The sequence below is a fragment of the Kitasatospora sp. NPDC050463 genome (genome assembly GCF_040655255.1).
Classification (GTDB): domain Bacteria; phylum Actinomycetota; class Actinomycetes; order Streptomycetales; family Streptomycetaceae; genus Kitasatospora.
The window spans coordinates 1-11965 of sequence record NZ_JBFAJO010000132.1 but is presented as its reverse complement, the minus strand read 5'-3'; the positions used below and the strand labels follow the sequence as shown (position 1 = coordinate 11965).

At 75.0% G+C, this 11965-nt stretch carries 13 protein-coding genes and 1 pseudogene; 4 read left to right on the top strand and 10 right to left on the bottom strand.

The features are described 5' to 3' along the window. Nucleotides 1-258 precede the first annotated feature (258 nt). Nucleotides 259-693, bottom strand: a complete 435-nt coding sequence (locus tag AB0J08_RS39405) for a CBS domain-containing protein (RefSeq protein WP_360644270.1) — start codon at nucleotides 691-693, stop codon at nucleotides 259-261. A gap of 126 nt (nucleotides 694-819) precedes the next feature. Here AB0J08_RS39405 and AB0J08_RS39400 point away from each other — a divergent pair, with 126 nt between their 5' ends. The 4 genes and pseudogenes from AB0J08_RS39400 (at nucleotide 820) to AB0J08_RS39385 (ending at nucleotide 4256) form a co-directional block, all read left to right on the top strand. Continuing rightward, a complete protein-coding gene (locus tag AB0J08_RS39400; RefSeq protein WP_360644267.1) occupies nucleotides 820-1707 on the top strand; it encodes a helix-turn-helix domain-containing protein in 888 nt (295 codons plus the stop codon). A 35-nt stretch (nucleotides 1708-1742) separates the two neighbouring features. Further along, a complete protein-coding gene (locus AB0J08_RS39395; RefSeq protein ID WP_360644264.1) occupies nucleotides 1743-2165 on the top strand; it encodes a VOC family protein in 423 nt (140 codons plus the stop codon). A 186-nt stretch (nucleotides 2166-2351) separates the two neighbouring features. Beyond that, nucleotides 2352-3233 (top strand): annotated as a pseudogene (gene ligD, locus AB0J08_RS39390) (non-homologous end-joining DNA ligase); the annotation flags it as partial. Between the two features lie 171 nt (nucleotides 3234-3404). After that, complete coding sequence (locus AB0J08_RS39385) at nucleotides 3405-4256, top strand: DNA ligase (RefSeq protein ID WP_360644273.1); 852 nt, start codon at nucleotides 3405-3407, stop codon at nucleotides 4254-4256. A gap of 42 nt (nucleotides 4257-4298) precedes the next feature. On the opposite strand, the gene AB0J08_RS39380 is transcribed toward AB0J08_RS39385, so the two are convergent. From AB0J08_RS39380 to AB0J08_RS39340, 9 genes are all read right to left on the bottom strand, one after another. Beyond that, nucleotides 4299-4613, bottom strand: coding sequence for a PRC-barrel domain containing protein (locus AB0J08_RS39380; RefSeq protein WP_360644261.1), 315 nt, complete (start codon nucleotides 4611-4613; stop codon nucleotides 4299-4301). 5 nt (nucleotides 4614-4618) lie between these two features. After that, nucleotides 4619-5059 carry a hypothetical protein gene (locus AB0J08_RS39375; protein WP_360644258.1) on the bottom strand — a complete coding sequence of 147 codons (441 nt, stop codon included), beginning with the start codon at nucleotides 5057-5059 and terminating at the stop codon, nucleotides 4619-4621. Between the two features lie 69 nt (nucleotides 5060-5128). Continuing rightward, the gene (locus AB0J08_RS39370; RefSeq protein ID WP_360644255.1) at nucleotides 5129-5596 is read right to left on the bottom strand and encodes a hypothetical protein; all 468 of its coding nucleotides are present in this window, start codon (nucleotides 5594-5596) and stop codon (nucleotides 5129-5131) included. Between the two features lie 174 nt (nucleotides 5597-5770). Continuing rightward, nucleotides 5771-6379, bottom strand: a complete 609-nt coding sequence (locus AB0J08_RS39365) for a GNAT family protein (RefSeq protein WP_360644252.1) — start codon at nucleotides 6377-6379, stop codon at nucleotides 5771-5773. A gap of 179 nt (nucleotides 6380-6558) precedes the next feature. Further along, complete coding sequence (locus AB0J08_RS39360) at nucleotides 6559-7248, bottom strand: TNT domain-containing protein (RefSeq protein WP_360644249.1); 690 nt, start codon at nucleotides 7246-7248, stop codon at nucleotides 6559-6561. Between the two features lie 226 nt (nucleotides 7249-7474). Continuing rightward, entirely contained in the window at nucleotides 7475-8794 is a 1320-nt protein-coding gene (locus AB0J08_RS39355; RefSeq protein WP_360644246.1) for a geranylgeranyl reductase family protein, read from the bottom strand. Nucleotides 8795-8940: 146 nt separating this feature from the next. Continuing rightward, nucleotides 8941-9924, bottom strand: coding sequence for an ABC transporter substrate-binding protein (locus AB0J08_RS39350; RefSeq protein ID WP_360644243.1), 984 nt, complete (start codon nucleotides 9922-9924; stop codon nucleotides 8941-8943). A 337-nt stretch (nucleotides 9925-10261) separates the two neighbouring features. Next, complete coding sequence (locus tag AB0J08_RS39345; RefSeq protein WP_360644240.1) at nucleotides 10262-11362, bottom strand: ionic transporter y4hA; 1101 nt, start codon at nucleotides 11360-11362, stop codon at nucleotides 10262-10264. A 106-nt stretch (nucleotides 11363-11468) separates the two neighbouring features. Further along, nucleotides 11469-11965, bottom strand: a 497-nt coding sequence (locus AB0J08_RS39340; RefSeq protein WP_360644237.1) for a lytic murein transglycosylase, incomplete at its 5' end; no start/stop codon positions are given.

Here is an 11965-nt window from a genome sequence, read left to right as displayed (position 1 = left end):
CAAGTAACACCCCCGCCCCCACCAGGGCCACCACGACAACGCCGCTGCACCCGACCGATCACCCGATCCGGCCCGGTACAGCGGCGTCGCGGCATCCCCCGACCGATCCAGCAGCCGATCCCGGCGGCCTGGAGCGGCCGGAGGCCAGCGGCCCGGCCGCGACGGTGTCCCCCGCGCTGCGCAGCACGGGGGACACCGGCCGGGGTCACCGGCCTGGATCACCGGGGGTGCTCCCGCACCGCGCCCGGCGCCACACGGTCACCGCATCATGTAGACGCTGTCCATGAATTCGATGATCTGCCGGTCCGTCAGCCGGTTGCCGTCACGGTGGCCCATGGCCAGGTCGGCCTCGCTGATCATGCCGACCAGCCGCTCGCCGTCGATCACCGGAATGCGCCGGATCTGGTGCTGCTCCATCTTCTTCAGCACCGTCTCCATGGCGTCGTCGGCGCGGACGCAGTGCAGGTGCCCGGCCAGCTCCATGGCCGTCATGTCCGCCGGGTCCTTGCCCTCGGCGATACATCGCAGCACGATGTCGCGGTCGGTGATGATGCCCTTCAGCTTCTGGTCGTCGCCGCAGATCGGGAGAGCGCCGACGTTCATGTCGCGCATCATCATGGCGGCCTCGGCGAGCGTCTGGTCGCCGCGGATGCACTGGGCACCGGTGTGCATGATCTCTCGGGCAGTGGTCACTGGGACTCCTTCGCAGGTCTTCCCCCCGAGTACCGGGTGTTCCGGTGCGCTCACCATAAGCAACAGCTCGCCCGCTCGCGAGCCCGCACGGCGGCCCCCGGCCCGGCCGGGGCCGATACTGGGAGCGTGACGCAGCGGGATCTCCCCGAGCTGGTCGACGAGGCCGTGCGGGCCCGGCCCGCGGCGGCGTTGCGGCCGTACGTGGCCTGGTACTCCGGCTACCGCCAACGCGGCCTGGCGCCCGCCGTGCACCGGGGCCTGCCGTCCCCGTACCTGACCTTCATCCTCACCCTGGACGAGCCGCTGACCGTCGCCGGGCACCCGGATCCGGCCCAGCCGGGCGGCGACTACGCCACCCTGCTCGGCGGGCTGCACACCTCGCCCGCCCTGATCACCCACGACGGGCGGCAGTCAGGCGTCCAGATCGCCGTCCATCCGCTGGCCGCCCGGGCGCTGCTCGGCCTGCCGGCCGGGGAGCTGGCGGGCGCGGACGTACCGGCGGACGCCGTGCTGGGGCGGGCGAGCGGGCGGCTCCAGGAGGAGCTCCAGCAGGCGGCCGACTGGCCGGAGCGGTTCGCCGCCCTGGACGGTGCGCTGCTGCGGGCCGCGCACCCCTCGGGGCGGGTGCCGCCGGAGCTCGTCCGCGCCTGGCGGGAGCTGCGGCGCAGCGGCGGGTCCCTCTCGGTGGCGGCGCTGGCGCAGGACACCGGGTGGAGCAGCCGGCACCTGCAGGAGCGGTTCCGCCGCGAGACCGGGCTCACCCCGAAGGCCGCCGCCCGGGTGATCCGGTTCGACCGGGCCCGGCGGCTGCTGGCCGCTCCCGGGCCGGCGCCCCGGCTCGCGGAGCTGGCGGTGCGCTGCGGCTACTTCGACCAGGCCCACCTGGCCCGCGAGTTCCGTGCGCTGGCGGGGTGCGCGCCGAGCGTGTGGCTGGCCGAGGAGGGCCCGGACGCGGCGAAGTTCCGAAACGTCCAAGGCGGGCCGGCGGTGGCGGCGCCAGAGTGGGAGTCCTGAGAGCGACCCGGACCGCCCCGAGGAGGCAGATCGCCATGAACAGCAGGACTCCCGCTCCGCAGGTCTGGCCCAGTCTGCGGGCCCGTGACGCCCGCGCCCTGATCCGGTTCCTGGTGGACGCCTTCGGCTTCGAGGAGGTCGTCGCGTACGGCGAGGGCGAGTTCGTCGCCCATGCCGAACTGGCCTGGCCGGAGGGCGGTGGCGTGATGCTGGGCTCCGACCGGCCGGACGCCGAGGGCGCCGAGCCCTGGCCCGGGCGGCCCGGCACCTTCACCGGGTACGTGGTCACGGCGGAGCCGGACGCGGTGCACGCGCGTGCCGTCGCCGCCGGGGCGCGGATCACCAAGGAGCCGTTCGAGACCGAGTACGGGTCGCGGGACTTCGCGGCCGCCGACCCGGAGGGCAATCACTGGTACTTCGGCACCTACCCGGGCGCACCGCGCCCGTCGGCCGGCTGAGGCCGAGGCGGGGGGCGCGGCGGCGTCGGCGGGGGCCCGGACGGGCGCCGCTCGCGCCGTAGCGGGCGCCCGGGCAGACTGACTGCGCGGGCCCGGCGAGCAGGCGCGCGGGCCCGGCGCGGTTCGGCCCTGTCCGGCCGATCCTGCCGGGCCCGCGATCGACCGGACAGGACCTCGGAGGCGGCCATGCCGCAGATGGTGGTGGACGGGCGCGCGATCGCCCTCTCACACCTGGACAAGGTGTACTACCCGCGCACCGGCGCGCTCAAGGGTGACGTGCTGCGCTACTACGCGGCCGTGCACACCGTGCTGCTGCCGCATCTGCGCGACCGACCGGTCTCCTTCCTGCGCTGCCCCGAGGGCGTCGAGGGCGAGGCGTTCATCGCCAAGAACCCGCCGGCCGGGACGCCCGACTGGGTCCGCACGGTGGAGGTGCCGAGCACGAGCGGGGACCTGCGGCAGGTGGTGCTGGAGGACGGTGCGGCGCTGCTCTGGGCGGCCAACCTGGGTTGCCTGGAGCTGCACGTGCCGCAGTGGCACGCCGCCGCGCCCGGGCTGGCGGACCGGCTGGTGCTGGACCTCGACCCGGGCGAGGGCGCGACCGTGCTGACCTGCCGGACGGTGGCCGGGCTGCTGCGCGAGCGGCTGGCGGCGGACGGCCTCGACAGCTGGGTGAAGACCTCCGGCTCCAAGGGCCTGCACCTGCTGGTGCCGCTGGAGCCGACACCGAGTGCGAAGGTCTCCGCCTACGCCAAGGCCCTCGCGGCCGCGCTGGAGGCGGCTCACCCGGACCTCGTCGTGCACACCATGGCCAAGGCGCGCCGCACCGGGCGGGTTTTCGTGGACTGGTCGCAGAACTCCGCGAAGAAGACCACCGCCGCGCCCTACACCCTTCGGGCCCGGCCCCGGCCCACCGTGTCCACGCCGGTCTCCTGGGCAGAGCTGGAAGGCGCCCGGTCGGCGCCGGACCTGGTCTTCGAGATCACCGAAGTGCCGCAGCGGCTCGCGGAGTTCGGGGACCTGATGGCTCCGCTGCTGGAGGGGGAACGGGCCCGGCCACTCCCCTCGCCGCCGTCGGCGGGCCGGGCACCGGCCTCCCGCCCCGACCCGCCGCGCCCACGCACCGGCACGCACGCGACGACGAAGGCGAACACGGGCGCCGGCACGGGCACGGGCACCGATACGGAGACCGGCGCCGGTACGGACACGCCGGTGGTGCTGGAGCCGCCCGTCGAGGTGATGCGCCCGGCCGCCGTCCCGGCCGTCCCACCGGCGGACGGGCTGGGTGGGACGGGCGTGCAGTACGAGCTGAAGCTGGACGGCTTCCGCTGCGTGGCCTTCGCGCGCGGCGAGCGCCCGCCCTACCTGCAGTCCCGGTCCGGACGGGACCTCGCCGCCGAGTTCCCGCCGATCGCCGCCGCCGTCGCCCGGCTGCCCGCCGGGCTGGTGCTGGACGCGGAGCTGGTCGCCTGGCGGGACGGCCGGTTCGCCTTCGAGGAACTGCTGCGCACCCGGCGGGACCGGGCCTCGGACGGCGTGACCCTCGGGCTGGTCGCCTTCGACCTGCTGGCACTGCCCGGGCGGGACGTCCGGCGGCTGCCACTCACCGAGCGGCGGCGGCTGCTGCTGGCCGCGCTCGCCGACGTACCGCCACCGGTCCAGCCGGTGCTGGCCACCACCGACCGGGCGGAGGCGATGACCTGGATGGAGCAGCTGGCCGACACCGGCGTCGAAGGGCTGGTCTGCAAGGCAGCCGGGTCGGCCTACCGGGCGCGCGGCGCCGGCCGGCTCTGGGTCAAGTACCGGCGCAGCGACACCGTCGACGCGACCGTGCGCGCGGTCGTCGGGACGGCGGCCCGGCCGCGGGCACTGGTGCTGGAGCTGGACGACGGCTCGGTGCTGCTCTCCACCCCGCAGCTCACGGCGGTGCAGGCCCGGCAGGTGACGGAGGCGGTGGCCGGGCTGCTCGGCGCACCGGTGCGCGACCCGGACCACGGGAGCCTGCGGCCACTGACCGCTCCGCTGCGGGCCGAGGTGACCGTCACCGGCCGGCCACCGACGGCGGCCTTCGTCCGGCTGCGAGGCGACTGAACCACGCGGTGAGGACGGGCGACCACGCGCTGACGACGGCGTTCACCCGCCCGGCGGGCCCGGTCCGCCCCCGCTCGCTTCGACGACGGCGGCGGGCGGCGGGACGGAGCGGAGCCGGGCGCGCGGGCAGTCCAGGTGGACCACCAGTTCCAGATGGTCGACCCGGGCCACCAGGCCCACCGGGACCGGCACCCGGGTGCCCGGCACCCACGCCCCGGAATCGACCAGCAGATAGTCGCCGGCATCCCGTTCGACCCGGCCGAGCGGGCCGTCCGTCCCCTCCACCTCGTAGCCGACCAGGTCCATGTCGGCGGCGGGGTGGGAGGCCGGGCGGTACTCCCACAGTGCGGTGGTCATCGCGCTCACGCCTCCGGCTGGTCCCACGGCCGGCGCTCGCGGCCCTCGGGCCGCTCGCGCCCGTCGGGGCGGTCACGACCTTCGGGGCGGTCACCGTCCAGGAGATCCGCCGGGCGCGCCCCGCCAGCGCGGCGGCGGCGCAGCAGCACCGCCACCACGGCCGCCACGCCCACGCTGAGCGTCCAGACCAGGATGACGGCGGTCAGCACGGGCACGGTCGGGGTGCGCGCACCGATGCTCAGGCAGATCGCGGACATCACCAGTGCCGTCATCACCACGCCGGGCGGCAGCCGGCGCCCCGCGCGGCGCAGCCCGACCCGGACCCGGCCCGGCTGTTTGACCCCCATCGTGCTCAACCGGCGGTCCAGCCGGGAGTCCTGGCGCAGATCGTTCTCGATTTCCTCCAGGAGCCGCCGCTCCCGTCCGCTCAACGCGGGTCCGTCCATCTCGGTCACCTCCGACGCTACCGGTGACGCCGTCCTCGGCTCCGGGCGGTTGCCCGGATCGGGTGGGCGTCAACCGCTCCGGCCGGCCGGTGCGGCCGGAGCCGTCGGGCGGCAGTCACCGAAGGCCCTGGGCCGGGCCAGCAGGCTGTCGTCCAACACGCGCAACAGGGCGGCGGCGTCGCGGTGCACCTCGGCCGCGCCCGCCGCCCGCAGCTCGGAACCGGTCCCGCCGTCGCCCTCCACCGCGACGCACGGCACCTGCGCGCGGCGTGCCACCTGCACCTCGCGCATGCTCGCGGCGACGAACACCGCGTGCTCGGGCGTCCCGTCGACCAGGTCGAGGGCCGCGCGGACCGGGTCCCCGCCCCGGGCGGCCACGGCCCGGGCGTCCACGGTCAGGACGGGTGCCCGGACCGGTGCCGGTCCGATCAGCACCACCGTCCAGCCTCGCGCCGCGCATTCGTGCAGCAACTCTTCGGAGCCGGGTGACGCGACGCGCCAGTCGGTACCGAAGAGTGCTGCCGAGATGACCGTCATGGCTCACCGTCCCCGTTCCGCACCGCACATGGACGCGCCCTTCCAGACTAGGCCTCCACCCCCGCCGCGCGCCCGGGCACAGGTCTGCCGGCGCCCGCGTCGGGCAGGTTTCCCACGACCGGGACCACCCGGCCGGCCGGGCGGGGCACCGGGCCGGTCAACGGGGCGGCCTGGTCACCGGGCCGGCGGCTCGGGGTCGGTGGCGAGGCGGGCGTGCAGGTGCTCGTCGTGGTAGGCACCGTCGCCGTAGTGGTAGCTGGCGCGCAGCGTGCCCTCGGCGGGGTAGCCGCAGCGCTCGGCCACCCGACAGGAGGCGTCGTTGTCGACCGCGTGGGCGATCTCGATCCGGCGGGTGCCGGCCGTGGCGATGCCCCAGCCGGTGACGGCCAGCGTCGCCCGGGTCGCGAGGCCGCGACCGCGGGCGGCCGCGAGCATCCAGTAGCCGATCATCGCGAGCCCGTCGGTCCGGTCGACCCAGCGCAGCGAGGAGTTGCCCAGTAGCGTGCCGTCGGCGGCGTCGACCACGGCGAAGGCGGCCGTGGTGCCGTCGGCCCAGCCGGCGTCGCAGCGGTCGAGATACGCCTCGGCCCCGGCCCGGTCGGTGGCCCGGACCGGGTTCCAGCGGGCGATCGCCGGATCGGCGGCGGCCGCGAGCAGACCGGCGACCGGACCGCCCCGGAGCTCGGTCAGCCGGCCCCAGGGGCGGAGCAGGATGTCGCCCAGGTCGAGCGTGACGGGGGTGAAGACACGCCGGTCGGGGGCGGTCTGCTCAGTAGTACTCATCCGGACTTCCTATCCGGTTCCCGGTGCGCTCGCCACCGAATTTGCCCGGTGACGGCCGCGGCCGGCGGAGCTGTGGCGAGGGCGGGGCGGGAGGCAGGCGATGCGGGTGGGGCGGAAAGCGGACGGGGCGGAAGGCGGACGGGGCGGGGATGCCCCCGCCCCGCCCCGTCCGGCTGGAGTCAGATCCGGGCGAGGTACCCGTTGTCGACGAGCCACAGCACGTTCAGCCGGGCCGGCCCGTTCGGGACGAGCGCGGCGTCGAGCTGGTACTGGAGGCCGTAGCCGGGCTGGCCGAACCACGGTGCGATCGGGCCGGCGTGCACCTTGAACGGCTTCAGCACCTTGTAGTCGTGGTAGTTGCAGCTGGGCGCCGGGGTGCTGTCGAGGCTCTGCGGCGGGATCGAGCGGCTGGCGTAGGGCAGGCCCTCGGGGGCGAGGAAGGAGCCGTACTCGCTGCCGTAGCGGTCGATGTTCTGGTTCGGGTACAGGGTGATCTCGAACTCGACCGGGGTGCCGTCCGGCAGGGTGACGTAGCCGTTGGCCGGCGGGTAGATCCAGCCCGGGCCGCCGTTGTTCGCGGTGGGGCTGTAGTAGGTGGCGAGGAACTTGTCCTCGGAGAGGCCGCCGGTGCGCTGGTAGCCGATCAGCTCGCGGCCGACCGGACCGGTGCGCGGCAGGTCCGCGGGGCCGAGGCGGGGGTCACCGTGGTAGTCGGCCTCCGAGCACGCGTCGGACGGGGTGGCGGCGGACGACGTGGCGTCGGCCGGGGTGACGGCGGCCGCGTCGGCGGCGGACGCCGGAACGGCCGGGGCGAGCAGGGCCACGACCGCGGCGAGCGGCGCGAGAAGCAGGCGAAGGCGAAGGCGCACAAGGTCTCCGTCGAATCGGCGTCAGAGTGGACCGGAGCGTGATCTGTCACCCTCCGTGTCCAGGTCGAGACCCAGGCAAGCGGATCATCTGACCCCTCGTCAACCGGACCGGGCCGCGACACCGCCTGGATCCGCGGATTCGGCCAACCGGCGCGCGGGCAGCCATGGGGGCGTGCACGATGGAGGGTCACGCCCCCGCCCGGGCCCCTGCACCACCCGAACGGCGTCACCGGTTGCTGGGGGCCAGCTTGCCGAGGCCGGTCACCACCCGGTCCAGGGCGTCGCGGGAGTTCGGCTCGGTGAGGTTGACCATCAGCCGGAAGGCCACCTTCAGCAGAGCCGGGTGACCGAGACCGAGCGCACCGGCGGCACCGAGCAGCCTGGGGCGGCCCAGCACGTCGACGACGAGCCGGCCGAGCGCGAAGTAGCCGTCGTAGGCGGAGCGCAGCGCCTGCGGGTAGCCGCGCAGCGCGAGTTCGCGGCCGCGGTCGGTGCGCCGGGCCAGCGCCTGGACGACCGTCTCGGCGGCGTAGCGCCCGGACTCCATCGCGTACGCGATGCCCTCGCCGGTCGCCGGGCTGACCGTCCCGCCCGCGTCACCGACCAGCAACAGGCCGTCGGCGTAATGGGGTTGACGATTGAGCCCCATCGGGAGGGCGGAGCCGCGGACGGGTTCCGTGACGCCCTCGGGGGTGTAGCCGTACTCGGGCGGCAGGGCGGCGCACCAGCTCCGCAGGAGGTCGCGCCAGTCGAGCTCGCCGGCCACCGCGGCGGTGTCCAGGACGCCGAGACCGACGTTGGCGGTGCCGTCGCCCATCCCGAACACCCAGGCGTAGCCGGGCAGCAGGCGCCGCGCCGGGTCCTTGGGGTCGCGCAGGTCGAGCCAGGCCTCCAGGTAGCGGTCCCGGTGCCGCGGGGTGGTGAAGTACGTCCGGTAGGCGACGCCCATCGCGCGGTCGGTACGGCGGTAGCGCTTCATCGCGAGTGAGAGCCGGGTGGAGTTGCCGTCGGCCGCGACCACCAGCGGCGCACGGTAGTCGACGAGCTGCCGGTCCTCCCCCAGGCGGGCCGTCACGCCGATGATCCGGCCGGACCGCTCGTCGACCAACGGGCCTGCCACATTGGCCCGTTCGATCAGCCTGGCACCCGCCGAGGCGGCCCGGCGGGCGAGCAGCTCGTCGAAGTCGGCCCGCCGCCGGACCAGCCCGAACGACGGGAACGCCGACAGCTGCGGCCAGTCCAGCTCCAGCGTGCGCCGTCCGGAGACCAGCCGCAGCCCCCGGTTGTGCAGCCAGCCGGCCTCCTCGGAGACGTCGATCCCGAGGTCGACCAACTGCTTGGTGGCGCGCGGCGTCAGACCGTCACCGCAGACCTTCTCCCGGGGGAAGGCCGACTTCTCCAGCAGCAGCACGTCGAGCCCGGTCCGCGCGAGGTGGTAGGCGGCGGTGGAGCCCGCCGGGCCGGCACCGACCACGATCACATCGGCACCGTCCCCCGGGCGGGCGGGGGCACCGTCGGCGGACAACTGCTGCTCTGGGCCTGGCATCTCGCACTCCCACGGGGTCTGATCGGCTGCGGACTCAGCGGTCTCAGACGATAGGGACAGCGGCCGCCGTGCCGCGCCCCGACACGCGGGCCCCGCCCCGATCACCGGTCGTTCCCGGCCATCGGGGCGGGGTCGGTGCCGCTCCGTCAGAGGCCGCCGTTGACCACCGCACTGGAGATCGCGCCGTAGTGGACGTTCCACTTGTCGAGGATCTTGTCGTACTCACCGCCGCGGATCACCTGGTCCAGCGCCTTGGCGACGGCGTCCCGGAGGGCGGTGTTGTCCTTGGCGACGGTGATGCCGTACGGGCCGGACCGCAGGAAGTGCGTGCTGGCCAGCTGGAACACTCCGGCGCGGCCCGACTGGGTGGTGTTGTACTGGGCCACCGGGTAGTCGTTCAGATCGGCGACCGCGGTGCCCGCGGCCACCTCGGCGAGCGCCTGCTCGTCGGTGTCGAAGCGGTGGATCTGCAACTGCTTGCCGGCCCGCAGACAGGCCGCCGTCTGCCGCCCGGCCAGTTCGTCCTGGACGGTGCCGCGCTGCACGGCGACGGTACGGCCGCAGAGGCTGTCCAGGGTGGTGAGGTCCAGCTGGTTCCCGGTCTTGACCACCATCGAGGTGCCGGTGGCGAAGTAGTCGACGAAGTCCACGCCCTCGTCGGACCGGTGCCCGTCGTCGGCGGCGCCGAGCTGACGCTGCTTGGTGTCTATGACGGCCGACATCGCCAGATCGAGCTGCCTGGCCCGGACCGCCGGGAGCAGCTTCTCGAACGGCATGTCGACGAACTCGACGCGGAGGCCGAGGTAGGACCCGACCGCCTTGGCGAGCTCCGGATCCAGCCCGGCGGGCCCGCCGGCCGGATCCTTGAAATCGACCGGCGGGTAATTGAGGTAGGAGCCGATCCGGAGCACACCGGCGTCCCGGACCGCCTTGGGGAGGCGGGCGCGGAGGTCCTGCTGGCTGCCGGGCGGCGGGACGGGGGCGCTGCCGCAGCCGGAGAGCAGCAGCCCGCCCGCGCCGAGCGCGGCGACGCGCAGCGGCGCCCGGCCGCGGGTGCCGGAGCGGGTGGGGGTGCCGGAGCGGGTGGCCGGGGAGGTGGGGGTGGGTACGGGGGCATGGGTGCAGTGCATCGCGATGCGTCTTCTTCGCAGTGAGGGTGAGCAGGCAGGGAGACGCCGCGCCGGAAATGGCTGCCGGGGTACGGAGCGCGGACCTCGTCGCCGTGTGCCCAGTCGGGCCACCCTGGGGTGAGGGGGTGGCCGGTCGGCGGAGGTCCGCCGTCGGGGGCGGTCGGGGGCCATCCTCGCATCCCGGCCACCGGACCGGGTCGGCGGGTCGGCGGGTCGGCGAATCGGCCGGGGACCGGAAGCGGCGGGCCGACGGCAGCCGGCGCGGACCGACGGCCTCGTGGTCGCCGGCCCGCCCGCTCCCGCGTACCGGATCACCCCGGACGTGATCCGGGCGTGCTCAGGGAGTGATCGCGAACACCACGTACGCCGCCAGCACCGAGAGGTGCACGGCTCCCTGCAGCGGAGTCGCGCGGCGCGGGATGACGGTCAGCGTGCCGACCGCGATGGTCAGCGCGAGCAGCACCAGGTGGGTCGGCCCCAGGCCCAGCTCCAGCGGCCCCGGGAGCCACGCGGAGGCCACCGCGACGGCCGGGATGGTCAGGCCGATGCTCGCCAGCGCCGAACCGAGCGCCAGGTTGAGACTGGTCTGCACCCGGTTGCGCAGGGCCGAACGCAGCGCCGCGATGGTCTCCGGCGCCAGCACCAGCAGCGCGATCACCACGCCCACCACCGAGGAGGGCAGTCCGGCCGAGTAGACGGCGGACTCGATGGTCGGCGAGACGCCCTTGGCCAGGCCCACCACCGCGACCAGCGCCACCGCGAGCAGCCCGAGGCTGACCCTGGTCGTCCGCAGGCTCGGCGGGTCGGCGTGGTCCTCCTCGTCGAGCACCGTGCCCTCGGCGGTGACGGGCAGGAAGTAGTCGCGGTGGCGGAAGGTCAGGGTGGCCACGAACAGCCCGTACAGCACCAGCGAGGCGGTGGCCGCGAAGGCGAGCTGGGTGGGCGCGTACACGGGGCCCGGGGAGCTGGTGGTGAAGGTCGGCTCCACCAGGCTGAGCGTGGCGAGGGTGCCGATGGTGGCCAGCGCCGCGCCGGTGCCCTCGGCGTTGAACACCGCGACCCGGTACTTGATCGCGGCCACCAGGATGGAGAGGCCGAGGATGCCGTTACAGGTGATCATCACGGCGGCGAACACGGTGTCCCGGGCCAGTGTGGCGGCCTTCTCCCCGCCGTCCGCCATCAGGGTCACGATCAGCGCCACCTCGATGACGGTCACCGCGACCGCCAGCACCAGTGAGCCGAACGGCTCCCCCACCCGGTGCGCCACCACCTCGGCGTGGTGGACCGCGGCGAGCACCGCGCCGGCCAGGAAGCAGGCCATCAGGCCTACCACCCAGCCGGGCAGGTCGCGGTGCCAGGTGAGGACGAGGACGACGACCGACACCACCGGGACGACGACGGTCCACCGCGTGGTGGCCGCGCGGAGCTTCGTGATCATGCGGCCGAGCATCGCACTCCGGGGCCCCGGTGGCCGGGCGACGCCGCCGGTGGATGCCACGGGGATGTGGCCGGGGCCGGGTCACGGCCGGCCCGTACCGGGGCGGTCAGCCCCCGTACTCCGCGAGGTAGCCGAGTACCTTCGCGACGTGCGGCTTCACCCGTTCGGGGACGCCGCCCGCGTCGGCGACGGTCTTGTCGCTGGTCCGGTAGCCGGCGGTGACCAGGGCCGGCAGGTCGCCGGCGTAGCCGCGGCGCTTGAGCTGCTGGTCGAGCCAGCACACGTAGTTGCCCATCGAGGCGATCGCGTCGGCCGGCTCCATGTAGTCCTTGACGCCGTCGTGGTCGCCGTCCTGCGCCCAGGCGTTGAAGACGGCGGGCGTCCACATCGCGACGCCGTACTCGCCGGTCTCCGGCCGGGCGGCCCGCGGGTCGAAGCCGCTCTCCGCCTTGAGCATGGCCGCCAGCAGGACGGGGGTGATCTCGGGTTCGGGACAGCGGCGGGCGGCGTCCTCGATCGGGCCGCGCAGCGTGGCGGGGACGTCGGCGCCGGCCGGGATCGCACCGGCCGGGGGCGCCGCGGCGGGGGGGGCGGGGGCGGCGG

What these genes read in the sequence shown, in the direction of transcription:
- AB0J08_RS39395 (WP_360644264.1), top strand. Translation starts at nt 1,743, where the DNA reads ATGAACAGCAGGACTCCCGCTCCGCAGGTCTGGCCCAGTCTGCGGGCC.
- AB0J08_RS39355 (WP_360644246.1), bottom strand. Translation starts at nt 8,794, where the DNA reads ATGCCAGGCCCAGAGCAGCAGTTGTCCGCCGACGGTGCCCCCGCCCGC.
- AB0J08_RS39380 (WP_360644261.1), bottom strand. Translation starts at nt 4,613, where the DNA reads ATGACCACCGCACTGTGGGAGTACCGCCCGGCCTCCCACCCCGCCGCC.
- AB0J08_RS39370 (WP_360644255.1), bottom strand. Translation starts at nt 5,596, where the DNA reads ATGACGGTCATCTCGGCAGCACTCTTCGGTACCGACTGGCGCGTCGCG.
- AB0J08_RS39385 (WP_360644273.1), top strand. Translation starts at nt 3,405, where the DNA reads ATGCGCCCGGCCGCCGTCCCGGCCGTCCCACCGGCGGACGGGCTGGGT.
- AB0J08_RS39345 (WP_360644240.1), bottom strand. Translation starts at nt 11,362, where the DNA reads ATGATCACGAAGCTCCGCGCGGCCACCACGCGGTGGACCGTCGTCGTC.
- AB0J08_RS39350 (WP_360644243.1), bottom strand. Translation starts at nt 9,924, where the DNA reads ATGCACTGCACCCATGCCCCCGTACCCACCCCCACCTCCCCGGCCACC.
- AB0J08_RS39365 (WP_360644252.1), bottom strand. Translation starts at nt 6,379, where the DNA reads ATGAGTACTACTGAGCAGACCGCCCCCGACCGGCGTGTCTTCACCCCC.
- AB0J08_RS39375 (WP_360644258.1), bottom strand. Translation starts at nt 5,059, where the DNA reads ATGGACGGACCCGCGTTGAGCGGACGGGAGCGGCGGCTCCTGGAGGAA.